Origin of the sequence: Alteromonas sp. ASW11-130 (assembly GCF_026183735.1) — a bacterium.
Lineage (GTDB): Bacteria > Pseudomonadota > Gammaproteobacteria > Enterobacterales > Alteromonadaceae > Alteromonas.
Genome location: NZ_JAPFRE010000027.1, coordinates 17,703 through 44,034, shown reverse-complemented (window position 1 = coordinate 44,034; position 26,332 = coordinate 17,703). Strand labels below are relative to the sequence as shown.

At 43.1% G+C, this 26,332-nt stretch carries 21 protein-coding genes and 1 tRNA gene; 6 read left to right on the top strand and 16 right to left on the bottom strand.

Annotation, left to right across the window (positions count from 1 at the left end; all coding sequences use genetic code 11):
- The first annotated feature begins 11 nt into the window (after positions 1-11).
- Positions 12-629: a Maf family protein gene (locus OPS28_RS09340; protein ID WP_265609188.1), complete on the top strand. Its 618-nt coding sequence runs from the start codon at positions 12-14 to the stop codon at positions 627-629.
- On the opposite strand, the gene OPS28_RS09335 is transcribed toward OPS28_RS09340, so the two are convergent.
- Complete coding sequence (locus tag OPS28_RS09335) at positions 614-1,282, bottom strand: HAD-IA family hydrolase (protein ID WP_265609187.1); 669 nt, start codon at positions 1,280-1,282, stop codon at positions 614-616. The two genes, OPS28_RS09340 and OPS28_RS09335, sit on opposite strands and share 16 nt — an antisense overlap.
- The gene (rluC, locus tag OPS28_RS09330) at positions 1,279-2,223 is read right to left on the bottom strand and encodes a 23S rRNA pseudouridine(955/2504/2580) synthase RluC (RefSeq protein WP_265609186.1); all 945 of its coding nucleotides are present in this window, start codon (positions 2,221-2,223) and stop codon (positions 1,279-1,281) included. The genes OPS28_RS09335 and rluC overlap by 4 nt, the downstream gene beginning before the upstream one ends.
- Positions 2,224-2,857: 634 nt before the next feature.
- Between rluC and rne the strand changes: the two genes are divergently transcribed.
- The gene (rne, locus tag OPS28_RS09325) at positions 2,858-5,752 is read left to right on the top strand and encodes a ribonuclease E (RefSeq protein ID WP_265609185.1); all 2,895 of its coding nucleotides are present in this window, start codon (positions 2,858-2,860) and stop codon (positions 5,750-5,752) included.
- Positions 5,753-5,760: 8 nt separating this feature from the next.
- Positions 5,761-6,756 (top strand): phosphotransferase, encoded by a 996-nt coding sequence (locus OPS28_RS09320; protein WP_265609184.1) that lies wholly within the window; start codon positions 5,761-5,763, stop codon positions 6,754-6,756.
- Between the two features lie 13 nt (positions 6,757-6,769).
- Here OPS28_RS09320 and OPS28_RS09315 read toward each other — a convergent pair whose 3' ends face one another.
- The 6 genes from OPS28_RS09315 to OPS28_RS09290 all read right to left on the bottom strand — a co-directional run bounded on the left by OPS28_RS09315 (position 6,770) and on the right by OPS28_RS09290 (position 12,734).
- Positions 6,770-7,501 carry a substrate-binding periplasmic protein gene (locus OPS28_RS09315; protein WP_265609183.1) on the bottom strand — a complete coding sequence of 244 codons (732 nt, stop codon included), beginning with the start codon at positions 7,499-7,501 and terminating at the stop codon, positions 6,770-6,772.
- Between the two features lie 700 nt (positions 7,502-8,201).
- Complete coding sequence (locus OPS28_RS09310) at positions 8,202-8,963, bottom strand: hypothetical protein (protein WP_265609182.1); 762 nt, start codon at positions 8,961-8,963, stop codon at positions 8,202-8,204.
- Between the two features lie 301 nt (positions 8,964-9,264).
- Positions 9,265-9,723, bottom strand: coding sequence for an ASCH domain-containing protein (locus OPS28_RS09305; protein WP_265609181.1), 459 nt, complete (start codon positions 9,721-9,723; stop codon positions 9,265-9,267).
- A 560-nt stretch (positions 9,724-10,283) separates the two neighbouring features.
- Complete coding sequence (locus OPS28_RS09300) at positions 10,284-11,123, bottom strand: alpha/beta hydrolase (RefSeq protein ID WP_265609180.1); 840 nt, start codon at positions 11,121-11,123, stop codon at positions 10,284-10,286.
- A 139-nt stretch (positions 11,124-11,262) separates the two neighbouring features.
- Entirely contained in the window at positions 11,263-11,754 is a 492-nt protein-coding gene (locus OPS28_RS09295) for a GNAT family N-acetyltransferase (protein WP_265609179.1), read from the bottom strand.
- A 602-nt stretch (positions 11,755-12,356) separates the two neighbouring features.
- Complete coding sequence (locus tag OPS28_RS09290; RefSeq protein ID WP_265609178.1) at positions 12,357-12,734, bottom strand: hypothetical protein; 378 nt, start codon at positions 12,732-12,734, stop codon at positions 12,357-12,359.
- Positions 12,735-13,059: 325 nt separating this feature from the next.
- On the opposite strand from OPS28_RS09290, the gene OPS28_RS09285 reads away from it, so the two are divergent.
- Positions 13,060-13,338, top strand: coding sequence for a hypothetical protein (locus OPS28_RS09285; RefSeq protein WP_265609177.1), 279 nt, complete (start codon positions 13,060-13,062; stop codon positions 13,336-13,338).
- 89 nt (positions 13,339-13,427) lie between these two features.
- Here OPS28_RS09285 and OPS28_RS09280 read toward each other — a convergent pair whose 3' ends face one another.
- The 4 genes from OPS28_RS09280 to topA all read right to left on the bottom strand — a co-directional run bounded on the left by OPS28_RS09280 (position 13,428) and on the right by topA (position 18,697).
- Complete coding sequence (locus OPS28_RS09280) at positions 13,428-14,252, bottom strand: DUF5694 domain-containing protein (RefSeq protein WP_265609176.1); 825 nt, start codon at positions 14,250-14,252, stop codon at positions 13,428-13,430.
- Between the two features lie 243 nt (positions 14,253-14,495).
- Positions 14,496-15,182: a DUF4386 domain-containing protein gene (locus OPS28_RS09275; protein ID WP_265609175.1), complete on the bottom strand. Its 687-nt coding sequence runs from the start codon at positions 15,180-15,182 to the stop codon at positions 14,496-14,498.
- A gap of 318 nt (positions 15,183-15,500) precedes the next feature.
- A complete protein-coding gene (locus OPS28_RS09270) occupies positions 15,501-16,052 on the bottom strand; it encodes a DUF2058 domain-containing protein (protein ID WP_265609174.1) in 552 nt (183 codons plus the stop codon).
- Positions 16,053-16,063: 11 nt separating this feature from the next.
- The gene (gene topA, locus OPS28_RS09265; RefSeq protein ID WP_265609173.1) at positions 16,064-18,697 is read right to left on the bottom strand and encodes a type I DNA topoisomerase; all 2,634 of its coding nucleotides are present in this window, start codon (positions 18,695-18,697) and stop codon (positions 16,064-16,066) included.
- A gap of 368 nt (positions 18,698-19,065) precedes the next feature.
- On the opposite strand from topA, the gene astB reads away from it, so the two are divergent.
- Positions 19,066-20,406, top strand: coding sequence for an N-succinylarginine dihydrolase (gene astB, locus OPS28_RS09260; RefSeq protein WP_265609635.1), 1,341 nt, complete (start codon positions 19,066-19,068; stop codon positions 20,404-20,406).
- A 107-nt stretch (positions 20,407-20,513) separates the two neighbouring features.
- Here astB and OPS28_RS09255 read toward each other — a convergent pair whose 3' ends face one another.
- Positions 20,514-22,748 (bottom strand): Ig-like domain-containing protein, encoded by a 2,235-nt coding sequence (locus tag OPS28_RS09255; protein WP_265609172.1) that lies wholly within the window; start codon positions 22,746-22,748, stop codon positions 20,514-20,516.
- Positions 22,749-22,859: 111 nt separating this feature from the next.
- On the opposite strand from OPS28_RS09255, the gene OPS28_RS09250 reads away from it, so the two are divergent.
- Complete coding sequence (locus OPS28_RS09250; protein WP_265609171.1) at positions 22,860-24,206, top strand: dicarboxylate/amino acid:cation symporter; 1,347 nt, start codon at positions 22,860-22,862, stop codon at positions 24,204-24,206.
- A gap of 37 nt (positions 24,207-24,243) precedes the next feature.
- Here OPS28_RS09250 and OPS28_RS09245 read toward each other — a convergent pair whose 3' ends face one another.
- The 3 genes from OPS28_RS09245 to OPS28_RS09235 form a co-directional block, all read right to left on the bottom strand.
- On the bottom strand, positions 24,244-25,476 hold the full coding sequence (locus tag OPS28_RS09245) for a lipoprotein-releasing ABC transporter permease subunit (protein ID WP_265609170.1): 1,233 nt from the start codon (positions 25,474-25,476) through the stop codon (positions 24,244-24,246).
- Complete coding sequence (gene lolD, locus OPS28_RS09240) at positions 25,473-26,165, bottom strand: lipoprotein-releasing ABC transporter ATP-binding protein LolD (RefSeq protein ID WP_265609169.1); 693 nt, start codon at positions 26,163-26,165, stop codon at positions 25,473-25,475. The genes OPS28_RS09245 and lolD overlap by 4 nt, the downstream gene beginning before the upstream one ends.
- An 89-nt stretch (positions 26,166-26,254) precedes the next feature.
- Positions 26,255-26,331 (bottom strand) — tRNA-Asp (locus tag OPS28_RS09235).
- Position 26,332 lies beyond the last annotated feature (1 nt).

Below are 26,332 nucleotides of genomic sequence, written 5' to 3'. Positions count from 1 at the left end.
AAATAAATTTTATGTCTCAACCAATTATATTAGCAAGCTCTTCAGCTTATCGACAACAACAACTGTCTGCGTTGGGGCTACGCATAAAATCAGCCGCTCCTGATATCGATGAATCGTCTTCATCATCTGAATCAGCAAAATCGTTAGCTGAAAGGCTGGCTAAAGCTAAAGCACAAAAAGTGGCTGACCAATACCCTAGCTCAATAATTATAGGAAGCGACCAAACCGCGTCTGTGGATATTAATGGCAATCAACTTATACTTGGTAAAGCTGGAAATTTTGATAAGGCTAAACAGCAACTTACCTATTGTCAGGGAAAAACGGTGACGTTTTTCAGTGCCGTCTGCCTATATTGCGCTGAAATCAATAGAAGCATTGTGAGAACTGAAGTTACCAAGGTAAAGTTCAGGCGGTTAGATGAAAAAGATATAGTCAGTTATCTTCGAAGTGAACAGCCCTATGATTGTGCTGGTAGCTTCAAAGCAGAAGGCAGAGGGATATTATTGTTTGAACGTCTCAGCTCACGCGATCCAAATGCGCTTATTGGTATGCCTCTAATTTTGCTGCGGGAGATGTTGGCAGAGTTTGATATTGATTTACTTGCGCTCGCTACTCAGACAAAAGCCTGAGTATGAGGTAATATAAACGCGTTAAGCTCGGCAATATTGTGTACAATTTTAAGGGGGTTGTGGGCTTGTAAATTAACCGGTGCATGCACCCCATAAGAGACCCCTACCCGATCCATACCTATGGCTTGGGCCATAGCCATATCGTAAGTGGTATCACCTACCATCAGCGCCCTATCCGCACCAATCGCAGTTTCTTCGAGTATTTGCATTAACATATCAGGTGAGGGTTTAGAGTCTGCTTCATCAGCACACCGGGAGACGGTAAAAAAATGTCCTGTACCTGTATTTTTCCAAGCTCTTTCCAGTCCTCGGCGGGCTTTACCCGTCGCCACTCCCAACATTATATCGCTCGCTTTTAATTGGGTAAGCATCGCTTCGGTTCCATTAAATAAGGGACACGGGGTAGTATCCTGTTGAAGATACGCCACTTTATAAGCTTGTTTTAAGCTTTCGACCAACCCATCATCGTTAATTTGGAACAGTTGCTTAATTGCAGGTTTTAAACTAATTCCTATAATATGACTAACTTGTTCAAAACTAGGCACTGGCATATCGCACTGCTTGGCGGCAATTTGCATACAGCTGACAATTTTGGCAGCAGAGTCCATCAGGGTTCCATCCCAATCGAAAATTATAAGTTCGTACTGCTTCATGCTAACTGCCTTAAAATATTTTTTAGTTGATCGTCTAAAGGTGCTTCAAAGGAAATAGGCTGTTCTGTTTTGGGGTGAAATAGACTTATCTTTGCTGCGTGCAAAAATAGTCGACGTAATCCTTTTGCTTGAACAAAAGCATCAAATTGTGCGTCACCATATTTAGGATCGCACGCTATAGGGTGGCCAGCATGTTGGCAGTGAACCCTGATTTGGTGTGTACGACCTGTTATCGGTGAGGCTTCAACTAGTGTCGCGTTATCGAATTGCTGCAAAATGCGATAGCGCGTTTCTGAAGGTTTTCCCTGTTCACTGACATTGACCATTCGCTCACCCGATTGCAAAACATTTTTTTGCAATGGTGCTTTAACTTTAAAGCGGGACGCAGGCCAACTCCCCATCACAAGTGCCTGATAACGCTTATCCATTTGTCCATTGCGTAACTGTTCATGCATATGACGTAGTGCTGACCGTCGTTTCGCAATCAGGATACAACCTGAAGTATCTCGGTCCAAACGGTGAACCAACTCTAAAAATTTCGCTTGTGGACGTAAAGCCCGCAAGCCTTCAATCAAGCCAAAGCTTAAGCCACTCCCACCGTGTACAGCAGTACCTGAAGCTTTATTAATAACCAATAAGCGATCATCTTCAAACAAAATTTGCGATTCTAACTCTGCTACTTTTTGCAATTTCGGAGAGGGCGTTGGCGTGCCTTCTGAAACTCTGACAGGCGGTACACGCACCACATCTTGCGGACACAATTTATATTCTGGCTTGACACGCCCTTTATTTACCCGCACCTCTCCTTTACGCAGGATGCGGTAAATCAGGCTTTTAGGTACACCTTTAAGCTGCGTTTTCAAAAAATTATCAATACGTTGACCGGCGTACTCTTCGTCAACCTCAATAAATCGAACGGAATTATTCACTTCTGTATTCATGTCGCGCAGTATACTGCATTCGGTCAATACAACACTATTGAAAATAAAAAATTAAATGGGATTGCGTCATATTTTCTGGTTCTAATGGAAAAAATGCTAGTGGAAATGCGAATAGAGCCCCTTAATTAAGTTAAATAGTGGAAAGATAAAAGTGTTTTCTTGCTAAATTACTAGGTTTGATGCCATAATCTCCTTGTTTTATTTTCAGAAGTTAAAAAGAAGATAAAATCGGTTGAACAAACTGTAAAAAAGTTAAACCATGCTCTTTCGCGTTGGCCAGCCTAAAAAATGTAAGCGCCAAAGTAGTAAAAAATGCAGTACTAAAGCATTTTTGAACACCCTGCGATATGACGTAACAAACAATGAAGTTCGCCGTTTAGAATTACAGAATTGAATTGACAGCTGCGCTGGCGAAAAGTCGGTGTGGAAGATTACATTTGAATAGTTATCAGGGCCGTCGTTCCCGACACCCAGTGACGCGCTTACATGAGAATCTCAGCGCTAAACAAGTTATTTATTGGGTAATACGACATTACAACAAGGTCCCCGTCCAGCCGTGAGGTTGCGCGGTGAGGGTTTGCACATGTCACTTTAATTTTGTGTCTAAATGGCTGTTTATGCAGAGTTAGATACAATGAAAAGAATGTTAATTAATGCAACTCAACAAGAAGAGTTGCGCGTAGCCCTTGTAGATGGGCAACGGTTGTATGATCTTGATATAGAAAGCCCTGGACACGAGCAGAAAAAAGCCAACATATACAAAGGTAAAATCACGCGAGTTGAACCCAGTTTAGAGGCAGCCTTTGTTGACTATGGCGCTGAACGCCATGGCTTCCTACCCCTCAAAGAAATTGCACGTACTTACTTCCCTGATGGCTATAGATTTGATGGCCGACCAAATATCAAAGATGTGATCAAAGAAGGTCAGGAAGTTATTATTCAAATAGACAAGGAAGAGCGTGGCCAAAAAGGTGCCGCATTAACGACCTTTCTTTCACTCGCTGGCAGTTATTTAGTTCTGATGCCTAACAACCCTCGTGCTGGAGGGATCTCTCGCCGGATAGAGGGTGACGAGCGCACTGAACTTAAAGAATCCTTAAATAAATTAAATTTACCCGACGGAATGGGCTTAATAGTACGTACCGCAGGCGTAGGCAAGTCCTACGAAGAGCTGGAATGGGATTTAAAAGTCCTACTCACCCATTGGGAAGCCGTATCTAGTGTCGCCAAAGAACGCCCTGCCCCATTCCTGATACATCAGGAAAGCAACGTTATCGTCAGAGCGATTCGCGACTATTTACGTCGTGATATCGGCGAAATCCTCATTGATAAAACAAGTGTTTATGAACAGGCCCTGCAGCACATTCGTCTGGTACGTCCTGATTTTGCTAATCGCGTTAAACAATACAGTGGTGATGTTCCTTTATTCAGTCACTTCCAAATTGAAAGCCAGATTGAATCCGCATTCCAACGTGAGGTTCGCTTGCCGTCAGGAGGGTCTATTGTAATCGATCCTACTGAAGCACTAACTTCAATTGATATCAACTCAGCTCGTGCTACAAAGGGCGGCGATATTGAAGAAACTGCGTTTAATACCAATCTAGAAGCAGCAGATGAAATTGCACGTCAGTTACGCTTACGTGACCTTGGTGGGCTGGTAGTAATCGACTTTATCGATATGACACCCGTGCGCCACCAGCGCGAAGTTGAGAACCGTATGAAAGAGGCGGTCAGAAATGATCGTGCCCGGGTTCAACTTGGCCGTATTTCTCGTTTTGGTTTATTAGAAATGTCACGTCAGCGTTTGCGCCCTTCTCTTGGCGAGTCAGCGCACCATGTATGCCCACGCTGTTCGGGCCATGGCACCATACGCGGTACCGAGTCTCTGGCATTGTCGATTTTACGCATTATTGAAGAAGAAGCGATCAAAGACAATACAGGTCAGATTGAAGCGCAACTTCCTGTTTCAGTCGCAACCTATTTACTCAACGAAAAGCGCCGTGCTGTGCGAACCATAGAAAAACGCTATAACGTTGAGCTGGTGCTTATCCCTAATGCTAACTTACAAACACCGCATTACCAGGTCACACGCAGACGTCCTGAAGAAAAAGTAACCGACGTAAGCTATAACATTGAACTGACAGAGCTAAGTGAAGTGGAAACCAGTAAGCCTGCTGCGGAAATCGGCAAGCGGGAAGAACCTGCTTTACAAGGCCTGGTTGCTCCTACCCAGGCACCAGTGGTGCAGCAAGTAGAAAAAGCTGATACGCCTTCAGATTCATTTGTTAAAAAGATTTCAGGATGGATAAAAAGCTTATTCACAAGTAGTGAAAAAGAAGAAGAAGCTAAACCCACCCCAGATGTTCGGAAAAAACAACCTTCTCGTTCTCGCCGAGATGACGACAGAAAGCCTCGTCGCTCACACAATAAGAACAAGCGTAATGACCGTGGTTCGCAAGATAACAAAGACGACACAAATCAACGTCCGGATGATAAACGCTCACGAAACAAAAACCGCAATCGTAAAAGTACTCAGGACGATAATGTAAAGTCGCAAGAGAATGTCGTGCAGAAGGAAGGTCAGGATAAATCGACCTCCCATAAAAAGAAGCAGGTTACAGAACGGCGTAAGCGCCGCGATGGTAGACGTAGTGTACGTCTACAGGATTCAGACGCTTCAGCACCAAAGCAACAGGTAAACAAATCTCAGGACTCAGCGCCGAAAGCAGACGCTCAGCCTCTGAAACAAACACAAAAACCTGCTGACAAACCCGAGATAAAGAAGCAGCCATCTAAGCCAGTTGAAGATAAACCTAGCGTTTCTGTCGAAACTATTGCTGAAGATAAAGTTGAACCAATAATTGAGTCAACATCTTCTGCCGACGAGCAGAGTGAAAATGAAAACACCTCTTCTCGCAGTAGAAGCAGACGATCTCCTAGACATGTAAGAGCTGCTGGTCAGCGTCGTAAGAAATCGAATGATAAGCCGGAAAATGTGGATAGTGTTGTTGCAGAGGACGAAGCAACGTCTCAAATCAAGCAAGATGAATTGCAGTTTGATTTACCTGAAGAGACGTCAGCGGAAGATAGTTCGAAAGCAGAAGCTTCTAACCAAGACAGTGAACCTAAGCAGGTTGAAATTGACCTTGCTGAAGGAGCAGATGAAGAGGACACACCGTCTGAAGATGTGTCTAAAGACACAGAAACAAACGAACTTTTATCTAAAGACGCTGAGACCGGCGTTGTCATGATGACGGAAACGAAGCCTGAGGAAGAAAAAGCACCTACGTCAACTAAAGCAAATACAGTTGTAGTTACAGCTGCTTTGATTGCCAGCGGTAAAGGCAAGGTGAACGTATCACACCCCACTGCACTGCCTGCTGAAGTAGACGCTACGTTTGGTGAAGTGCCACTCACCGCGCGTGACGATTCCTCGCGGCCCGCAGTCGATGTGTCGGGCAGACAGGCGAGCATGGAATACAAGAAATCGGGCGCAACTGCACCGATGACACTTCCACCGAGTCAATAGCAAATATATTGGCCGCGCAATTAGTGCGGCCTCTTTTTATGTCTCTTTCCCAACCCTTTCTTAAGATCCTAACTGAACAACTACCTATAGCGAATCCAAGCGGAATTGAGTTAATACAGCCCCTGTGGAACGACTATGGTTATTGTGTTCGCTGCACCTTAAAAGATGGCGACAAGGTCGTCGTAAAAATCGTGACACTCCCAGATTCATTAAGTAGCCACCCAAAAGGATGGTCAACTAAAACCAGTCATCGTCGAAAAATTCGGTCATTCGATGTTGAGATGAGTTTTTATCAGCTGTTTTCGACACACCCCTCCCTTCCCCCCTTACCACGTCCGCATAAGTTAACCAAATTGGAAAATGGCTGGTTATTTGCGCTGAGTGATTTGGCTGAAGAGGGTTATACGCAGACAACCGGACATTTAACGGTCACGCAAAGCTACTGTGTATTAGATTGGTTAGCCCGCTTTCACGCTGTTTTTTTTAATCAGCACGGAACACAATTGTGGGAACAAGGCAGTTATTGGCATCTAAACACACGGCAAGATGAGCTGACAAAAACGCAAAACCCTGTATTAAAGGCTGCCGCCAATACGTTCGATAATCTTCTAGCCACGTGCCCCTACCAAACCGTCATTCACGGCGATGCTAAAGTTGCTAACTTTTGTTTTTCACCTGATTTCATGTCATGTGCGGCCGTAGATTTTCAGTATACGGGTCGTGCACCTGGAATTGTTGATGTGGCCTATTTTCTTGGAAGTGCGCTACATGAAGAAGACCAGCTTAACTACTGGGAAGACTGCCTACAACGCTATTTTGCTACCCTTAAAGATGCCTTGCCAACAACGCTTAATCCGCTGGCGCTGGAAAGTAAGTGGAGAGAGTTGTATCCGATAGCCTGTGCTGATTTTCATCGCTTTCTCTCGGGCTGGAGCCCGGAGCACGCTAAGATTAATCAACATCTAATAGAGCAAACAGCCGAAGCCTTAAAGCTTATCGAGTAGAGACCTGCAAAAGCTAGGGGGAGTCTACGTTCTGCTCCCATTTGTTTAACAGTTTTTCAAAATGCCCGTTATTTATGAACCTATTTACCCCGCGGTTAAATTGCTGCACCAAAGCCTCATCTAAACCTATACCGCCATAATGTTGTACAGGAAAAATGTTGTGTGTGGTTACTTCTAGCTCAGCGTGGTTTTCCTTTAAAATATAATGCAGTAACCGCTTTTCTCCAACCACCACGTCTGTGCGCTCAAAAGCGAGTAGTTTCAACTGAACATCTCGTTCAGCTAACTCTATATAATGTGAAAAAGAGACAGCCTTCTCAAACTCTGGGCCCAGAACATGTAGTGCGTGTTGATAGGCAACAATTCGCATACTTTTTAAATCTTCCCATTTGTGCAATCTAATTCCATCCGCCTTGCGGGTAATAGCCACATCACGATAGGGGAGATATCTAGTCGTGCGAAAACCTACTACCGAGTGAAACGCTGCTGGGCTGGCAAAATCAAATTTTTCGTCATTGAATTCTTTAATGAGTCGATTATAAGGCAAGATCCAAAAGTGAGTGGTATAGCCTAATTCGTTAAAAACAGCGCGGATGGTCTCAACATCTATCCCTGTAGCTTTACCAGTAGCATCATAATAAGCCCATGGCGGGCCTAAGTTAACGGCAATATTTAGCCGTTCTTTTTCTGCATAAGCAAAAGAAGAAAGCAGTATCGTGAGGAAAAAAATAACGGCAGCTTTCATGTATATTATTATTAATTGTACAACTCATTCTGTTACCCAAAAGTATAACCTTTCACGATCGTACAAAGCTATTTTTTATTCAACTAAAAATCAATATGTTAAGGTAAAGATAAAACTGAATTGAAAAATCGCGTAAATGCCTTATTTTATTTCGGTTGTCCCAGCTCAAGCACAGTTGGCGCGTAGGGTTAGTTATTCGCTGAAGTAGTGTTTTGTTTACTAATGACTTTTTACACTTCCCATACTTCTGAAATTATACTTCCCTGAAACTAACTGCATTGACCATCCTACTGAAAAAGTTTATGTATTTATACGTTCTATTTTGGGATGCATGTCGCTCCAAAACGCGCACACGTTATTTTTCGATACCCGCAACTTACCCCTCTCCCACGTTGAAATCGTTACTGTTTTCGAAACGCTAAATTTATCACGTTAATAGCCTTCCTGGTTCTTCAGAGTCAGTATTGCTGGGGGACCTCGCTCGTGAAGTCATTCGGTATCCTCTCAATCGTGGGGTTCGAGAACATAGTGCATACATCGACACAGGTATGGAATATTTTCACCATATGAACAGGGAGCGGGTTAAGTCCATTTAATGCCCGCCTTAAAGGCTTACGTTTGGGCGCCATAATGACGAACGTAATGAAGACAACCAGTGTGTATTTGACACTCGCGAATGCAATGAGCGATAACGCGGATGTTAAGGCATAAAAGTACCAATTAAGTTTGCCCAGGCTTTTTCCAGCTGACCAAACGTTTTACCGGTAACTTTTTGGATGTCTGCCCCAGCATAAATTTGTAAATACTTATCTAAACCATAATTTTCAATTAAAAACTGGGTAAATGCACCTTCTTGTAAATACGCGAGTCTTCTACCCACGCCAGTCTTTGCTGAGTGCCTAACAGTTTCCGATTCGCCGAGATCAATTAGGCCCCCATAACTAGCAGAAGTTTCTGCCACTGCCCTATACAAATCTTGACCAAAATTTGGGTATTCAGGAGTTTCGCCGAATCGATGTTGTAAAAACACTGCTAAACCATCGTCGTAAAAGCGATCTTCGAATCCGTTTTTTTTGTTTTTCCGAAAAGAGCTTACGGCATATACATGTGTTAGTTCATGAATGACGGCCATGCCACTATCTTCTGACTTTTCTGCTGAAAAAGCTGACAGCACCCTTTTTTCTGGAATATGTATGGTATTCCAATCTTGATAAGGAGTGCGACGTTGCTTCGAAATATATACAACTAAGCTTTCCTTTATCGGGGTGCCATAATATTCACTAGATTGATTAAGGTAAGCCTTCACCACATTTTTGTTCTCTTCAACCCTTAAGGCAAGTTTCTCTACGATTGAAATTGGTACATCCTCATCGTATTCAATGGTGAAGTCTTTCGCATCAAATGTTTTTGCGAATGTTGATGTGGAAAGTAAAAGGGTTATTAATAAAGACTTTTTAATCATAATTTCTTCCTTGTATACGTTCTAACGAGTACTTACCGAGATATAACATCATGCAATAATGGCAGGGATCGCTGCGCGTTGAACCCAGATCAACTTACGCACGTTTCAATGCCGTAAATATACGCCAACGACTTCTATTTGATTTAACAATTTCAGCGAAGACACAGAGAGCCTCCTAGTCCCTTCTTATTAGTTAACAATGCCACCATAAGGTCCTAACAATATGAGCTAAAATACGCAGCGCAGTGCCGATAGCAAACCTCATTTTGTGATTATTGTCAGCCGCTACCTATATCATTTTTTACGTATTTTTAAATACCACTTTAAAGGTTTCACATACGATTGGCATGTCTTCACTCGGAGTAAATTGTGTGCCTGCGAGCTCCCGATGATAATAGTCCCAATGAACCCGCTTCCAGTATTCCAAGCTTTTATCTCCCTCGCCTTCAAGTTCGGCATATTCTTCTGTAATTTCGTTGAAAGGAACAATAACCACATTCGTAGTTTCAATTATACATTGAGCCTCACCTGCCCAATTGGTCACAATATTAAAGTCTCCAACTTTTGGTAGCGCTGCATTATTCGCTTGGAACCACCACAGGGAGGGTGAAGTCGCTTTTTTTAAACCTTCCAAAACCAACTTAACGCACTCATTTGCATCTATTTCATTATCGCAAAAATGCCAACTATCCAGCTCTGTTTGCTGTAAATTAGAGTGGTTAAAGAACTTTTGGCTAATGCGTTCTATCGATCTGTGCATGACTTCCCTACACATAATTTTTCTTTATCAGACACAGATCCAATACAGTAAGCGCTTAACTGCACAACGTTTTTCGCCCGCTCGCACCTGGCCTGTTTTAATCAACTTGTTCTGTTTTACATCAATACGCCCGTCAATACCAGCCCCATGCAGACTAGATGAAATGAAAATTAAAGTAACCAATTTCGCCGGATGGAAAGACAAACGAGGGAGTGGCGAGGAAGAGAAAAACTATCCATGCCCTCAGTTGTCCAAACCGGGAACCAGATGACAACGACGCTTCACTATTGTAGTGAATGACGTTTGCACTACGCCCCCGCAACTTCTTCAACGGAAAGCCACAAAAACAATAACATAACAAGCGAAAAGCGTGTGTGTTGCGAGACCCAATAGCGCGATGGCAACTTCTTAAAGCCTACGGCGTTTCAATGGTTTAACCGTAAAGAAAGCTGTAGAATAATGCACGCAAGCTGATAAAGCATTACAGCGAAATGTCTCTGCCTGTTTTAATCCCAGCCCGCTCCAGCACACCAGCTAATTTCACCCGTAATGAGCACGTATTACGCCTTTTTGAAGAGCCAATATAGCCCTTGAATGGCAGTGGTCGGGAACGCAGTTTCATGGTTTGCCTCCTGAATAACTAACAGCTTTACTTCTGTATTAGGAAATAACCCACCAACAAGCTTCGACTCAAGTTTCTTAGCACCTTTGACCATATCGTGGTGGGGTGAGTCCAGCTCAATAGTTTCATTAGCACCAACCGCAATAAACACCTTGTGTTTATTTAAATTAGGCTCGGTCTTTATTTTGAGAATATCATTATCTTTATACCAAACCGACGGGCTGCCTAAGACATAATTATTGAACATATCGGGTTTAGTAAACAGTATGTATGCGCCAAGAAGCCCACCAAGTGAATTGCCAACAAATGTTCTAGAGCCATTTACCCTGTATTTTTTTTCGATGAAAGGGAAAACTGATTTTTCAATAAAGCTAATATGCTGGTTTGCTTTTCCTGTTTGGAACTTCCAGCTTGGATCTTCAGTATGAGTGTAATCACGAATCCTGCTTGCAGAACCTCTCGCCCCCCGGGAGTACGAGATTCCCACAATTATTGCCTCTTGCATTTTTCCAGTATTCATTGGGAATCGCGTAGCGCCAGAGACAATTTGAAAACTATACCATGCGTCAGTTAAGTAAATAACGGGGTAGGACTTATCTTTTCGATTGTCATATGACCGTGGTAATTTTATAAAAAGTGGGTAAACCCTATAAGAATCTGGGTCTTTAATTTCGATAATATGACTACGCGGAATTTCAAATCCTTTTGTATCATGCGCTTTTACAAATTGAGTCAAATCAACGATAAGAAAAATAAATATGTAAGGTAGAACTTTCACGTAAACTCCGTTTTGGGAATAGTTTTAAATTGATGCGCGAAAAGGTAGCTGTAAAATAGCATCCCTCTATTGCATTTGTCTCGGCGCTACTGAAGAACACACATAAAGCGCTCTGTTCGATTTTACTTGCATCTTAAAATCACTCTTTGAGCTTTGTGAATATATGGTTGTCAAAGTAACGCCCATTTTTGAAGATAGCGTTTTCCAGTATAGCCTCTTGCTTGAAGCCAGATTTTAGCAACAATTGCATCGACGCTTCGTTGCCTGAGAATACCGATCCAAATATACGTACAATATTCGTATTCGAAAATACATATTCAGACATTCGTCTAATAGCCACTGAAGCAATTCCTTTGCGCCAATACTCTTTGGCTAGCCAGTACCCTATTTCACCTGATCTTTGATACTCGAATCCTCCTCCATTGACACCAATGCAGCCTACCAAAATACCATTAAATGAAATGGCTTTAATAAGGTTGTTTCTACTCCCTGTATTTACCCACCATTCAGCATCTTCCATCGTGTAAGGTGAGGGGATTTTTGAGGATAGAAAGCGGGTAATAGAAACATCGTTTAAATTAGTAACCAAACGTTCATAATCGTTTTCTGTGAAATCTCGAAGTAAAATCATTCAAATCCGTTTTTGTGATAACTATAAGTCGGCAGAGAATATAACTTTTAAATAAAGGGTGAAAACTAAGCGTTACAGTCACGAGGCGCCGCTATGTGTTTGTTTCAGCGGTTTCCTACCCATATTTTGAGCTTTTTGTGAGCCCTTTGAAAGACGTCAGTCTAGTTAAACACAAACCTTGTCTTTAATAAGCACACCGACACTGCACCGGGGGTAGTATCTTCATGTATCAAGTGTATTTATTAGTATTTCATCATAATAGCCTTTAGCCGCAGTTGAAATAACGTTTATACCTTAGTTTGTACCATTCACCGCAACGATTGCAGCTGGCAATGCTCCCTGCTGATTTCATAGTATTGTGCGCTTACCTAATATTCCGGGTTGACTTGGAGCTTTTATTTAGGTACTTAAATTAACGAGGCTCCCCCATGAGAAATGATAAATTTACGGCTGAAACTCGGATAGTAATAATTAGCGAGAATACGGCTTTGGAAAAGCTCGGCTGGTTTTTGAATAGGGAGCACCGGTCCGCCGGATAAAATAGCGAAACGTCCCTTGGTGAAGAAATCCCAACAATCTTAGTGCGCGATGGGATTGCTACATTATTTTGTTTTTCCGAAACTCCCTTGATAGACGTTTGCACTGAATATTAACCATGCATGATTAATTTGGTGGCATAGATACAGTGAACGAAAATCGATGTTTGAACGGCCGGTTACAACACGCCAGGCGATATTAACCACCATTTCTTCAGAACTAAGCTCCTGACGGTCTAAAATATTAAACAAGGCTTTCTGATATCCAATACTTTCCATGGTTTTGCAGTTAGCACTAAACTTCGCTACTAATGCTGATTTCTCCGTATATGTTTGAACGCCATCTGCGTCCGAAATAGCACACGGGAGACGGTATAAGCTGGCGATAGCATTGCCATTTAATGCATCGAAAGCAGCGGTATAATTTCTAAAAAGTTCTTCCATGGTTGCCTGTTTCACGTAAAAAGGTAAAAGGGTCAGTTTACATTATCTATTAAAAATACACTGGCCTCATATAATAAAATACGACACGCGTCAAAAGTTTACGCGTTACGTGAAGGCGTTCGGATGGGAACCCATTTTGACAGGCTCACACAACGCCAGGTCCACCCCGCTAACGGTTGAAGTTAAAAAAGGGTCGGTGAAACGTGTTATCTACAATGAGAACGCAAAAGCGCACGACCCCGCCGATATTCTAACATGGTCAGAAATAACGGGACGATTTATTGCACTGGTGTATAATTGCAAGTAGACAAGGAATAGTAGATATATGTTAAACGCGATGAACCAACACCTATACCGCGCATTGGTCGCCTTAAAATTACCCGAAGAACAAGCCGCGGAAGTGGCGGCGACGAACTACATGAATCACAAAGAACATGATGATTCATTTATCGCAACCAACGAACGGTTAACAAAACTGGAATCGGACGTTAAGCACATACTTAAACTTCAATATGTAGTCATCGGACTAGTGCTAACAATCATCGGGCTAATGCTAACAGGTTTCGGAACCGTACTTACCTTACTTGTGGGTTACGGGGGTTAAAGATACCTCAGGGTCAGAATACATTATCTCTTAAAAATCCTCCGACCCCATTCTTTATTCTTTATTTAACCTGGGCTTGCGCGAAAAAGCTACATTATGTAAGGGCGCACATCTACAGCCTGTCTATGCATATCATTGGCAAGCATCTCCCTAAAAATAGCAGTGTGGCCTTGCCCTCCGATGACTACAACGCGGGTAGCCGGTTTCGCGACTTTCTGTATATTTGCATACATTCTAAAATTGCGATGCCACCAACTAGCGGCGGCGTCGGCTCCCGCGAAGTTTTGGCCGGCCCCTACGCTATTGGTAAGAAGATATAAGCTTTTATTGAGTCTATCCCATTCTGGAGAATTCGATTGCATTAATAGCTCAGCAAAGGATTTTGTCTGGTGGGCATGACTGATCTTTTGTGTAACTGTGGCAATTAACGCGCGGTAAGCCTCATCGCTCGCTTTATCGTGCTCGGGCATGTATTCAAGTAATAATTTATTGTTCCATCCGATTTCACTTTCGTTATAACATTCAATAGCTGTAGGTTCAGTGAGGCCCGCCACTTCAGCAATTCGAAATCCTAACTGGTGATTTTCGTTAGGTGACAATGTAAATTGATCTTTCAAATAAGCGGCATAGTCAGTTTGATATCGCGCCGTTAACTCAAGATCACACTCAATCAAAATATGGGTCGGCTTAAATTTCGCAATACGGTTAACCAATTCGCTCAGGTAGGTTTGATTATGCTCACTCATAACATCAATTTGTTCGGATTTAACTACATCTAAACCCGGATTTGAGAAGTGAAATACACCAAACACCATCACCTGGGCAGGCTTCTCAGCGCTACTTTCTGCCAGAGCTCCAGACAACAAGCTCACTACAACGGTGAGTAAAATAGTCATACTTTTAATTTTTATCATTTTGTGCCTACTTTTTCTTTTAAATGTATTTCCATACAAACTGTGAAAACTATTTTTCCACAAATTCATAATAAAATGTACAAAAACTCATGATAATCAGTAACTTTAAAATTTCATTCACTGAATTAGACAATAGGCAAGTGAGGTAAACTGAGATTTAAGGGCTAGAGGATTAAAGCGGTCAGAATTTATTATCTCGTTATCTCTTAAAAGTACCCTGACCCCATTTACCGTAGTCTCTTGTTAGACATGATTTTTATCAGGTTGGGTGTCTATTCCTTTGATTAACAACCAAAGGCCAAACGTTATTTCAAAAAAAGCTCCCGGCATCATGAAGTAACTCAATACTTGAGGTGAATTAAGTAGAACAATATTTGAAAAACCATACACCACCATCGAAATATAAGTGAATAGTCCCCAAAGAACCAACCACTTAGGTACGTAATTGGAAACGTAGAACAAATACATGAAAATCGTGGCACCAATACCCATGATAATTAAAAGAACATCCCACATCGAGCCACTTATTTTCACAAATATGCTAGCTAATGTATGCAACTGCTCATCTTGAAATACAGTTGAAAATTCTGGATTCTTTAAAACTGCTATCACTGCCAATGTAATGATTGTTGCGACAAAGCCGAGAAGCCCTTCTCCAAACCTGAAAAGTAGTGCCACAAGAGCAAAATTTTTGTTTATCGTTTTAGTAACTAAGTACTGTGCCCATGAAGCCCAAATAACAGCTATAAACATAATAATATCTATAGTTTGAGCAAGTCTGAACTTTATCTCAACCTCATCAAAGGCCCCAAAGTTGTATATACCTTGCTTAAATAGTAGTGAATTAAACATCCCTAAAATTATATAAATCAAGTACGCAGTACCTAAATGCTTAACATACAACTTAAATGATGAACCATTATTCCCCATTGATAATTATCCTGTGATTGCGGTGTGTTTAAATGCCTAACATTTATTAGAATTAGAAGCGGGGTAAACAAACTCCCAGTTTTGGGGGGCATTCCCCTTTGGTATTTGTAGAGTATGTCCTATCTACCCGATTTCTATAGTGAAAATTTATAAAAGCTTTCGATCTCATGTTTAAACACCCCAACATTACAATTATTTTATACATAGTGAAAAACGGGCGTTTTTGTCAGCCTAAAAACACTATTTTTTTACATTATGAAATGCCGAAATAAATAAGCCCGCGAGACACGGGCTTATTTAAACTAAAGTTGAACAGTATTACCAAGTCAAATCGTCAGGAATTTGATAATCGGCGTACCAATCTTCTTCTTCGCTTGTTGTTTCCTCTGTAGCTGCCTGGATATCTGCGCGATAAACAATGCTGGCTTCATCGCGCTGGGCTATTTTATCCGCTACCGGTGTAGGAATAAGTTCGTATCCATCTTCAAATTTAACGACAACGAGCTTTCCTTTCGTTACTTGCTTGTGAATCTCGTTACTCACATGCATTCGTTTAATTACATTGTCGTGGGGAAAGTTGAGAACAGTTTCATCCTTTCCTCTTTTCTGAATATTAATTGAGATAAGCTGTTTCACCTGTGCAGCGATAGAGCGTTTTTCACGCTCCTGCTGCTGCGCTTCATTTAAAGCGCGGTCTTTCGCTTTCTTTTCCTCAATCGCTTGTCGCGCAGCTACCGTTGCTTCATCGACTTGCTCAACTTTCTGTTTGTTTTTTTGCTTCTGCTTTTTGCGCTTTTCAGTGCGCACTTGTTTGGCCTTGGATTTATCTGCAAGGCCTGCTTTTAGCAATTGATCCTGTAACGATGCCATTTTTGCCTCTGTTATGACTTCTTACGGGAGTCTTTTACCTCCCACTTATTATCTTTATACCAGGCTGACCACCCTGTGGCTTTGCCATTTTCATTTTCTGACATAACATATTGTTGCTTAGTCTTACGACTGTAGCGAACAATTGTCGGGTTGCCATCAGGATCCTGCTGTGGCGCATCGGCCAGATAATAGAATTTCTGTGAAATTCGGTCCCGAAAACGGGCTAACTCTGTCACTTTCGGCGCCCGGGTTTCTCTCGATTTTGGAAAGTTATGCGCAGCCAGGAAAATACCCGAAGCACCGTCTCGTAAAACGAAGTGGGCATCAGATTTTTCACATTCTAATTCGGGCAAATCGACCGGATCTTCTTTTGGTGGCGCAGCTTCGCCGTTACGTAACAGCTTACGCGTATTTTTACATTCTTCGTTGGTACAACCGAAATATTTACCAAAGCGGCCATTTTTCAACTCCATGTCGCTGCCACATTTGTCACATTCAATAATAGGGCCATCGTAGCCTTTTATTTTGAACGCTCCAGATTCAACGTAAGTTCCTGAACAAGCAGGCGCATTTCCGCATACATGCAATTTACGAGTTTCATCGACCAAATAACTGTCCATCGCCGTACCACATACTTGGCATCGGCGCTTTGCACGTAGTGCTTCGGTTTCTAATTCTTCTTCGTCATCAACCTTCACCACTTCATCCCCGGGGGTAAGGTTCATGGTATTCGTGCAACGCTCTTTTGGCGGTAAGTTGTACCCAGAACACCCTAAGAATACACCCGTACTGGCGGTTCTCACATTCATTTCACGCCCGCATTTAGCACAAGTGATCCCTGCTGGAATGGCTTGGTTTGGCCGCATCCCTCCCTCTTCAAGGTCTTTCTCCGCGGTCAGCAATTTATTGTAGAAATCCTGGTAGAACTCGTCTAAAACCTGCTTCCAATCTTTTTTGCCTTCAGCTATATCATCCAGCCGTTGTTCCATGTTGGCCGTAAAGTCATAGCTCATTAAATCTTCAAAGTTCTCTTGTAAACGGTCGTTAACAATTTCACCCATTTTTTCTGCGTAAAACCGTTTATTTTCCAAACGCACGTATCCACGATCTTGAATGGTCGAGATAATGCTAGCGTAGGTTGAAGGACGTCCAATGCCGCGTTTTTCCAGCTCTTTTACCAAAGAGGCTTCGTTAAATCGAGCGACCGGCTTCGTGAAATGCTGTTGCGGATCAAGTTGTTTCAAGGTGAGCTCTTCGCCTTGCTTAACATCCGGTAACGTTAACTCTTCATCGCCCTTCTTACGAATTTGCGTTTGAACTTTTGTCCAACCATCAAATCGCAACACTCTACCCTTTGCTGACAACTCATAATCACCCGCATTCACCTTAATGGTGGTCGAATCATATTTAGCAGGCGTCATCTGGCAAGCCACGAACTGCCTCCATATGAGCTCGTACAGGCGCTGAGCGTCCCTTTCCATATCACCTAATGCACTTGACTGCACATTAACGTTTGATGGCCTTATCGCTTCGTGGGCTTCCTGTGCGCCTTCTTTGCTGCCATATCGGTTAGGTGAGTCCGGCAAATATTTATTACCGAAATTATCGTCGATATATTCCCGACAACTGTCCAGAGCCTCTTTGCTCAGGTTGGTCGAATCGGTACGCATGTACGTGATATGACCCGCTTCGTAAAGCCGCTGAGCCATCATCATAGTTTTCTTGACCCCAAACCCTAGTCGCGTGCTGGCCGCCTGTTGAAGTGTGGAGGTGATAAAAGGTGCCGAAGGACGACTTTGGGTTGGCTTTGATTCTTTGGATGCAACGATATATTTAGCCGACTCAAGGCGTTTAAGCGCTTCGTCGGTTTGCGCTTTATTGTTAGGCTTAAATGGTTTTTCCTGATACCGATTGACCAGCATACGCACACCTTGCTTTTGCGTATTCAAATCGGCATGAATGTCCCAAAATTCTTCGGGTACAAAGGCCTTGATTTCGCGTTCGCGTTCAACCACCAAGCGAACGGCCACGGACTGCACGCGTCCGGCTGATAACCCTCTGGCAATTTTTTTCCATAGCAGCGGCGAAACCATAAAGCCCACCACCCTATCAAGAAAACGACGAGCCTGTTGGGCATTAACCCGATCGAGATTCAGTTCCCCCGGTTGGGAGAAAGCGTCTTGTATCGCATTTTTGGTAATTTCATTAAACACCACACGCTGAAACGATTTATCTTTGGCATCCAGTAATTCTCGTAAATGCCAGGCAATGGCTTCCCCCTCGCGGTCCAAATCGGTTGCGAGATAGATAGTGTCAGCGTCTTTGGCGAGTTTTTTCAGCTCATTGACAACTTTCTCTTTGCCCTGAAGAACCTGATAGTGGGCTTTCCAATTCGCTTGCGGATCCACCCCCATCCGGTCGACCAGCTTTTTATATTCATAATGCTGAAGGTAATTTTGTTTTTCAGCATCACTCAATTGTTTTAACTCTTTGGCACTTTTTTTCGTTTCTACTTTGCCCAATGCTTTGGTGGGTAGATCACGAACGTGTCCGACAGAGGATTTCACAATAAAATTTTTGCCGAGATATTTATTTATCGTTTTCGCTTTCGCTGGGGACTCGACAATGACCAATGATTTTGTCATATAGGTGAACTTAGCCTGTTGATTTATTTAGAGTAAATCGTTCTTACCCGTTCCACTTTCATCGTTATTGGACACCCGTAGGGTATCTGCGCTTTTTTAACATATATCTACAAAGTGAATGGAAAACAAGATCTTCTTCATACTTATTCTCGCATTTATCGTAATACACTCCAATTCCTGCCCGAAAATCAACCACTAACATTGGCAAGCACGGCAAAACCCGTATAATGCCGCCCACTGATGTACATTTGATTGCTGAAATTGCAGGTTTGCGCTCGTCCATTATAGTTAATAATGACAAAAATAAATGCGTGTATCCGTTTGCTCATTTGGCAGCCAATACGACCTTTATTTACGCGGAGGGATTTATGAAGCAATACGAAGTTAACTTTGATGGCCTGGTTGGGCCTACCCACAACTATGCCGGACTGTCATTCGGAAATGTTGCCTCACTTAATAATGCCAATGCGGTCAGTAACCCTAAAGAAGCAGCCAAACAAGGGTTATCAAAGATGAAGGCGTTAGCCGACATGGGCATGCAACAAGGTATTTTGGCTCCACAGGAGCGTCCTGACATCGCTATGTTACGACGTCTGGGGTTTACTGGCTCAGATGCCACGGTTTTAGAGAACGCTGCCAAGCAGGCCAAACAGGTGTTTTTGGCATGCTGTTCAGCTTCCAGTATGTGGACCGCTAATGCCGCAACGGTATCACCCAGTGCGGATACGGCTGACGGGCGTGTTCATTTTACCCCAGCGAATTTAACCAACAAGTTTCACCGCTCGCTGGAGCCTAGGGTGACTGGCAATATTTTAAAAGCCACCTTTGCTAATGAAAAACATTTTGCCCACCACACGCATTTACCTGACAACGATCATTTTGGTGATGAAGGTGCAGCTAATCATACGCGCCTTTGTACTGATTATGGCCATGCAGGGCTTGAACTATTTGTTTACGGTAGGCATGCTTTCGACGCCTCTAAGCCGGCTCCTAAGCGCTTCCCTGCCAGACAAACATTGGAAGCGTGTCAGGCTATCGCCCGTTTGCATGGTTTAAGTGACGAATCGGTGGTATATATGCAACAGAACCCTGATGTTATCGACCAAGGGGTATTCCATAACGATGTGATTGCTGTTGGTAACCAAAACGTGTTGTTTTACCATGAACAGGCGTTCTTACATACGCAGTCTGCCTTTGATGAAATTCGTCAGAAGTTCGGTGATCATCCGTTACATTTCATTGAAGTGAAAACGGATGCTGTTTCGGTTGAAGATGCAGTTAAGACCTATTTATTCAATACCCAAATTATTACTCTACCCAATAAGAGCATGGCGATTATTGCGCCAACAGAGTGTCAAGATAACATTGCTGTCAGTCGATATCTTGAAGAATTAGTCACACTTGGTACGCCTATTAAAGAAGTGAAATACTTTGATGTGAAGCAGAGTATGCGTAATGGTGGCGGACCAGCATGTTTACGGTTGCGTGTAGCGATGACAGAGCAAGAACTCGACGCCGTTAACCCGTATACCTTGATGAATGATGAACAATTCAGCAAACTTAATGCATGGGTTGATAAACATTACCGCGACGCGCTAACAGAAAACGATTTACGTGACCCTCAACTTATTGAAGAATCGCGTGCGGCCCTAGATGAGCTTACACAATTAATGAAACTTGGTTCTGTTTACCCCTTCCAACAAGATTAAGTTCTAGCTTTGGGGTTATACACACAAAATTAACTTGTGTCGGTAAACACTTTAATAAAAAAACCGTGAACACGACATTCACGGTTTTTTTATTCTTATCATTGGATTTAATCTGTAGTCGCGCAGTCTGCTAACAATCCGTACGGGCTATTCGGTGGTCGCACCGCTTCATTAGTAAGATCTTCTGCCGCCACCGCCAACGGAAAGAACATGCTTTCACTTGACTCAGAGCCTCCAGATTCACTTCTTGCGGTAACCTTAACCGTTGCCCAGCCACCAAACTGTTTCGCATAGCGCAATGAAACTTTAGCTTGACCATTTTCATCTGTAGTTACGGTATCCGTAATAGACGTCATTATGCCCGGGGTCAGTTCATTATCGCCATTAGTGTCTTCATTCACTGGTGTGAAGTTTAAGATTCCGTTATAGTTAATATCTTCATTAGTACAGCTTTCATTGATCTGCTGTTCCCAAATTCGAGCTACCTCGTCCCAGTCCCAAAACCCTTTAAAAAAGGTGTTACCTTCGCTAGTTCTTAGCGGTAGTGCTGATAAAGTAATCTGCGTATCAGAAACGGGGTTACCATCCGCATCAACAACAAACACTGAAAACTCTTTTAAGTACGAAGAATCATCTGGAGCAGTTATGATACTTCCCGTACCTAATGTGATGTCAAACGCTCTGTCACCTACGGTTAGCATAGTTGAACCGCTAACGGATGCGTTATCACTTACTGTTGCAGTTACCGTGACATCTTCTGTAGCAGTGATTGCGTTAGACACATACACTGTACTGGCGATTCCGCTTTTGTTAGTGCGCGCCTGGGCATCCGTTAATGACCCATTAGATACATCGTTTACGCTAAAATTAACTAGCTTGTTCCGTACACGGTTTCCATCTTTGTCACGGACTACCGCTGAGATTGTACTTGTCTGTCCATCTGGCCCTATCGAGTCAGGCGTAGCATCAACTACAATGGTATCAGCCACGGTGGCAATAAAGGCAATGTTTAACCTCGTTGACACCTGTTCTCCCTCGCTATCCGTGCCCGTGGCGACGATTGTTGCTTCACCGGCGTTACTTGACTGGACAGAAACCGAAAGCTCACCCTCTGCATTCGTCAAACCAGAGTTGGGCGTAATTGTGCCACGAGAAATCGTTAACGCCACGGCACCACCTTCATACGCAAGCCCTTCTTTCAACCAACGGAGTGTTAACGTTTCGCTGGTTCCTAATGGGATATCGTCATTGACATTATCCACATCGGGTGGGTTTACGAAACTGAACTCATCTTGTTGAACGGTAACCACAAAAGACTCCATGGTACCCAAAGCTGAGGCAGAGACAGTAAATTCATCTGCGGAAGAAGATTTAAATAAAACAGTTGCTCGGCCGTCGCTGTCCGTAGTGACAGTAGATGAACTTAGTGACTCTGCGGTTACATCATTTCCGACAGAATCGGTTGCAGTAAGACTGACCGATTCCGCGCGCACGCCTTTTCCATCGGAATCTGCTAAACTAATCGTCAAGCTGGCGTTATCATTCACAATTACCGAATCAGAGCCATTAATATTGACAGAAGTGCCCACTACAGCAATTTCTATTGTTTTTGTTAGGTCGGGCAAACTCGATATAGAGGCGGTAGCCGTAATAATTCGATTTTCGTAATCACCGCCCGTACTTAAATTGACTCGAGCCACACCATTTTCGTCGGTTGTAGATTGGACATCTTGAATAGATGCATTCGCATCAGCTGAAAAATTCACTTTTACATCAGGTAATAAAACGTTTTGCTCATTTTTAACCACGGCCCATAATTCAATAGTATCTGATCCCGCAGATGACAATTGAGATTGGCTGGCAAAGAAGTCTAATGATGCGGCATCATTTTGGGCAACATCGCTACCACTGGAAGTAAAACCCACATTACCTGTTTCACCCGAGTCGATGGTTGCGGTAACCGTTCCACTACCAGAACCTGAGCCTACTTCCAGGCCGATTGTTGCTACACCATCACTATTTGTTAATGCGGTTCCGGTATCATTTGAGAAGCTCGCTAATGTATCAGATGACAATGTAAAGGTTACCAACTCTCCTTCCATTGCCGCGCCATCTGCATCTGTGACCGTTGCACGTACATTTAGCGGATTACTGGAATCTAGTTCGTTACTCGTCTCCCCAGCTAGGTCGACCATAGTAAGGGCAATACTGGAATTTCCACTACCATCTGGCGGGGTAGCTGTTCCACCGTCACTATCTCGCGTTAGCTCACCGCCACCGCCACATGCAAAAAGAAAAAACAGTACACTAAAGAAGGTTAGCGACTTGGCAAATGCTTTCATAATTGTCTTCCCAGACCTCTTTTGTTCACATTAGGGTCGTATTCGTGTTTAAAACTCAATAGAATCTGATAATCAGCAAATAACTAAAATCAGAATGCTCAGGGAACATACATGTCTCAGTCTTCACATAAATATAGTTTAACTACCAGAATCTTTATCGGCATGGTCGTCGGAATCATTACCGGGGCCATCCTCCAGGCTCTTTTCGATGATAGCGGAGATTTACGCTTTACGATATTCTCATTCGAACTATCCACGTATAACATTCTTGTAGAAGGTATATTTTCTACTGTTGGCCAAATATTTATTGCTAGTTTAAAGATGCTGGTAGTTCCTTTGGTTTTTGTCTCCCTTGTTTGCGGCACCAGTAGTCTGACTGAACCGAGCAAATTAGGCCGTCTGGGTATAAAATCAGTTGGATTGTATATTCTCACTACCGCCATCGCAGTAACACTGGCTATCAGTCTGGGCTTGATGGTTTCCCCTGGTGAAAACCTGAATTTATCAACTGAAGCCGAGTTTACAGCTAAGCAAGCTCCCTCGTTTTCTCAGGTGATTGTAAATATGTTTCCCACCAACCCCATCAATTCGATGGCTGAAGGCAACATGCTGCAAATTATTGTATTTGCCGTACTCTTTGGCATCGCGATGGCAATGGTGGGCGATGCTGGAAAGCGTCTGGCTTCATTTTTTGAAGATATCAATACCGTAATCTTGCGCTTAGTTACAATCATCATGAACCTGGCGCCCTATGGCGTATTCGTTTTGATGGCAAAACTATTCGCTACTATCGGTTTAGAAACTATCGCCAGTCTGGCTAAATACTTTGTGTTGGTACTTGCTGTATTGGCGATACATGCTTTTGTAACTTACCCCGTGTTGCTAAAAGTATTTACCGGCCTCAATCCGCTAATGCTATTTAAGAAAATGCGCGAAGCAGCATTATTCGCTTTTAGTACCTCATCGAGCAGTGCTACGTTACCCGTGACGATGGAAACAGCACGAAATAAATTGGGTGTGGGGAAATCTGTGACTTCATTCAGTTTACCTTTAGGCGCCACCATTAATATGGATGGCACTGCCATTATGCAGGGCGTCGCAACTGTATTTATCGCACAAGTTTACGGCGTGGACTTAGCTTTAAATGACTATGTAATGGTGGTGCTAACCGCGACACTTGCTTCAATTGGAACTGCAGGGGTCCCAGGCGTTGGCTTGATAATGCTCGCAATGGTTTTACAGCAGGTGAATTTACCTGTTGAAGGGATTGCATTAATTATTGGTGTTGACCGTTTACTCGATATGACACGGACCGCGGTAAATATCACTGGCGACTGCACAGTAGCGTGTATTGTCGGAAAAAGTGAGGGGGAATTAGACGAAACCATATTCTACGATCCTAATGCCGGAATTGCAGAAGAGGAAGTTGATTTAAAACATTTTGATCAAAATAGCTGAGATCAACCGCCAGCAGTTTTTCCTGCTGGCGGCCTACCTACCCGTTTAAGGCGGCAGCGGGTGCAACCTTAGCAGCCTTGCTGGCAGGATACAACGTCGCCAGCACACATAGCAATGTAGCGACTAATACAGTCAAAACCACATCTGTGAGGTGTAATTCTGAAGGGAGGAAGTTAATAAAGTACACATCCCCTGATAACACTTTTATACCTAACACATTCTCAATTGAACCTACGATAGTAGAAAGCTTTGGAGCCACCAGCACTGCGGCCCCAGTACCTAAGGCTATACCCATCAAGCCATTCAATAGTCCTTGGATCATGAAAATCTGTTTTATCAAGGTATCCGATGCGCCCATCGTTTTCATAATGGCAATAGCACTGCGTTTTTCCCTTACCGCCATGACCAGCGTTGAGACAATGTTAAAACAAGCCACTGCGATTACGAGGGTAAGCGCAATATACACCACGACGCGAACTAACTGTATATCTTCATAGAGATGTCCCTGAGTGCGGGACCAGTCCGACATGTAAATAGCCTGTGGAAACGCATACCCTATTTCGCGCATAACTGAATTCGCGGCAAACGGGTCATGCAACATTATACGCAGTCCTTGCGCACCTGAAGCAATGCCTGACTCTAAAGATGCAGTATCCAGATGCATTAAACCAATAAGATTATCCAGTTCACCGCCTATGGCAATACTTCCCGCCACTTCTAAAGATACGGTTTGCGGGGCCTTGAATGAAAGATCGGCGGTTTGTGTAGGGACTAAAAACTGTATACTGTCACCTTTTACAATATTCAGCTTCATCATGATCCCTTTACCCAGAAGAACACTGTAAGGGTTATTCTGAAAAGCCTGCCACGTTTTCTCTGACACTTGTGTAGGCCAGTCTCGCGGTTGCTCTTCAACTTCAATACCTGTTATTTCAGCTGCTTTCAGTTTGCCTTTAAATTGCACCATTCCGGTAATTTTAGTATAGGGTGTAACCGTTTTGATTCGCGGATCAGCTTTCAATTCTTCCTGCTGCGCCTGCCAGTTTTCTATACCTTTTCTATCAATTGCAAACAATTCTCCATGGGGAATAAACGACAAGATCCTATGCGTTAACTCACGCTCGAATCCATTCATTATGCTAAGTAATAGAATGAGTACAAAACAGCCAAGACCAACCCCCACCGATGATGAAAGTGAAATAAATGAAATATATCTGTTCGACTGTTTAGCACCACGAAGACGTGCGGCAAAATATAACGCGAGCTTCATGACGGTGTTTTTTCCACGGCCTGCAGATGTCCATCTTGGAGTGTGAGTACGCGGTCCATTTTGTTTGCCAATTCTCTGTCGTGGGTGACAACGATAAAGGTGGTGTTTAATTTTCGGCTGATATCTTTTAATAAAGAATAAACGCTTAAGCCTGTTTTATGGTCGAGATTTCCTGTTGGTTCATCTGCCATTACCAACTTAGGCTGCGATACAAGCGCCCTGGCGATAGCCACGCGTTGTCTTTCTCCCCCCGATAAGGCCGCAGGTTTGTGTTCAAGTCGATGCGCCAAACCTACAAGTTCTAGCATATGTTTAGCGGCTGAATTCGCCTTACGTCGAGAACTGCCACCTATCAACAATGGCATCGCCACGTTTTCCAATGCTGAAAACTCCCCCAACAAATGGTGAAATTGATATATGAAACCCATTTGCTGATTGCGAATTTGGTTAAGTTCTTTTGATTTAAGCGAATCAATTGCTTTCCCATCAAACAGTACTCTACCGTTAGAAGGTGTATCGAGCCCCCCCATTATATGTAGCAATGTACTTTTGCCTGAGCCTGAGCTGCCCAGGATTGCAATATGTTCGCCGGTTGAGACCGAGAAGGAGACGTTACTTAAAACAGCAGTATCATTTTCACCATCGTGATAGGTTTTACTGATGTCCTGACAAACTAGCAGGTCTTCCATGTGATAACTTTTAATTATAATTGAATGAATGGAAGGCATGTTATCGCGATAATTCGCGAAGGCCAACTTATTAAAAGGATTTTAGATGATGGCGGAGCGGACGGGACTCGAACCCGCGACCCCCGGCGTGACAGGCCGGTATTCTAACCAACTGAACTACCGCTCCA

Bases quoted from the DNA above. Each gene is read 5' to 3' on its own strand.
- lolD (WP_265609169.1), bottom strand. From the start codon at position 26,165: ATGGAAGACCTGCTAGTTTGTCAGGACATCAGTAAAACCTATCACGAT.
- OPS28_RS09290 (WP_265609178.1), bottom strand. From the start codon at position 12,734: ATGGAAGAACTTTTTAGAAATTATACCGCTGCTTTCGATGCATTAAAT.
- OPS28_RS09280 (WP_265609176.1), bottom strand. From the start codon at position 14,252: ATGATAAAAATTAAAAGTATGACTATTTTACTCACCGTTGTAGTGAGC.
- OPS28_RS09315 (WP_265609183.1), bottom strand. From the start codon at position 7,501: ATGAAAGCTGCCGTTATTTTTTTCCTCACGATACTGCTTTCTTCTTTT.
- OPS28_RS09340 (WP_265609188.1), top strand. From the start codon at position 12: ATGTCTCAACCAATTATATTAGCAAGCTCTTCAGCTTATCGACAACAA.
- OPS28_RS09270 (WP_265609174.1), bottom strand. From the start codon at position 16,052: ATGGCATCGTTACAGGATCAATTGCTAAAAGCAGGCCTTGCAGATAAA.
- OPS28_RS09245 (WP_265609170.1), bottom strand. From the start codon at position 25,476: ATGAAGCTCGCGTTATATTTTGCCGCACGTCTTCGTGGTGCTAAACAG.
- OPS28_RS09335 (WP_265609187.1), bottom strand. From the start codon at position 1,282: ATGAAGCAGTACGAACTTATAATTTTCGATTGGGATGGAACCCTGATG.
- OPS28_RS09250 (WP_265609171.1), top strand. From the start codon at position 22,860: ATGTCTCAGTCTTCACATAAATATAGTTTAACTACCAGAATCTTTATC.
- OPS28_RS09275 (WP_265609175.1), bottom strand. From the start codon at position 15,182: ATGGGGAATAATGGTTCATCATTTAAGTTGTATGTTAAGCATTTAGGT.
- OPS28_RS09255 (WP_265609172.1), bottom strand. From the start codon at position 22,748: ATGAAAGCATTTGCCAAGTCGCTAACCTTCTTTAGTGTACTGTTTTTT.
- astB (WP_265609635.1), top strand. From the start codon at position 19,066: ATGAAGCAATACGAAGTTAACTTTGATGGCCTGGTTGGGCCTACCCAC.
- rluC (WP_265609186.1), bottom strand. From the start codon at position 2,223: ATGAATACAGAAGTGAATAATTCCGTTCGATTTATTGAGGTTGACGAA.
- OPS28_RS09295 (WP_265609179.1), bottom strand. From the start codon at position 11,754: ATGATTTTACTTCGAGATTTCACAGAAAACGATTATGAACGTTTGGTT.
- OPS28_RS09310 (WP_265609182.1), bottom strand. From the start codon at position 8,963: ATGATTAAAAAGTCTTTATTAATAACCCTTTTACTTTCCACATCAACA.
- rne (WP_265609185.1), top strand. From the start codon at position 2,858: ATGAAAAGAATGTTAATTAATGCAACTCAACAAGAAGAGTTGCGCGTA.
- OPS28_RS09285 (WP_265609177.1), top strand. From the start codon at position 13,060: ATGTTAAACGCGATGAACCAACACCTATACCGCGCATTGGTCGCCTTA.
- OPS28_RS09305 (WP_265609181.1), bottom strand. From the start codon at position 9,723: ATGCACAGATCGATAGAACGCATTAGCCAAAAGTTCTTTAACCACTCT.
- topA (WP_265609173.1), bottom strand. From the start codon at position 18,697: ATGACAAAATCATTGGTCATTGTCGAGTCCCCAGCGAAAGCGAAAACG.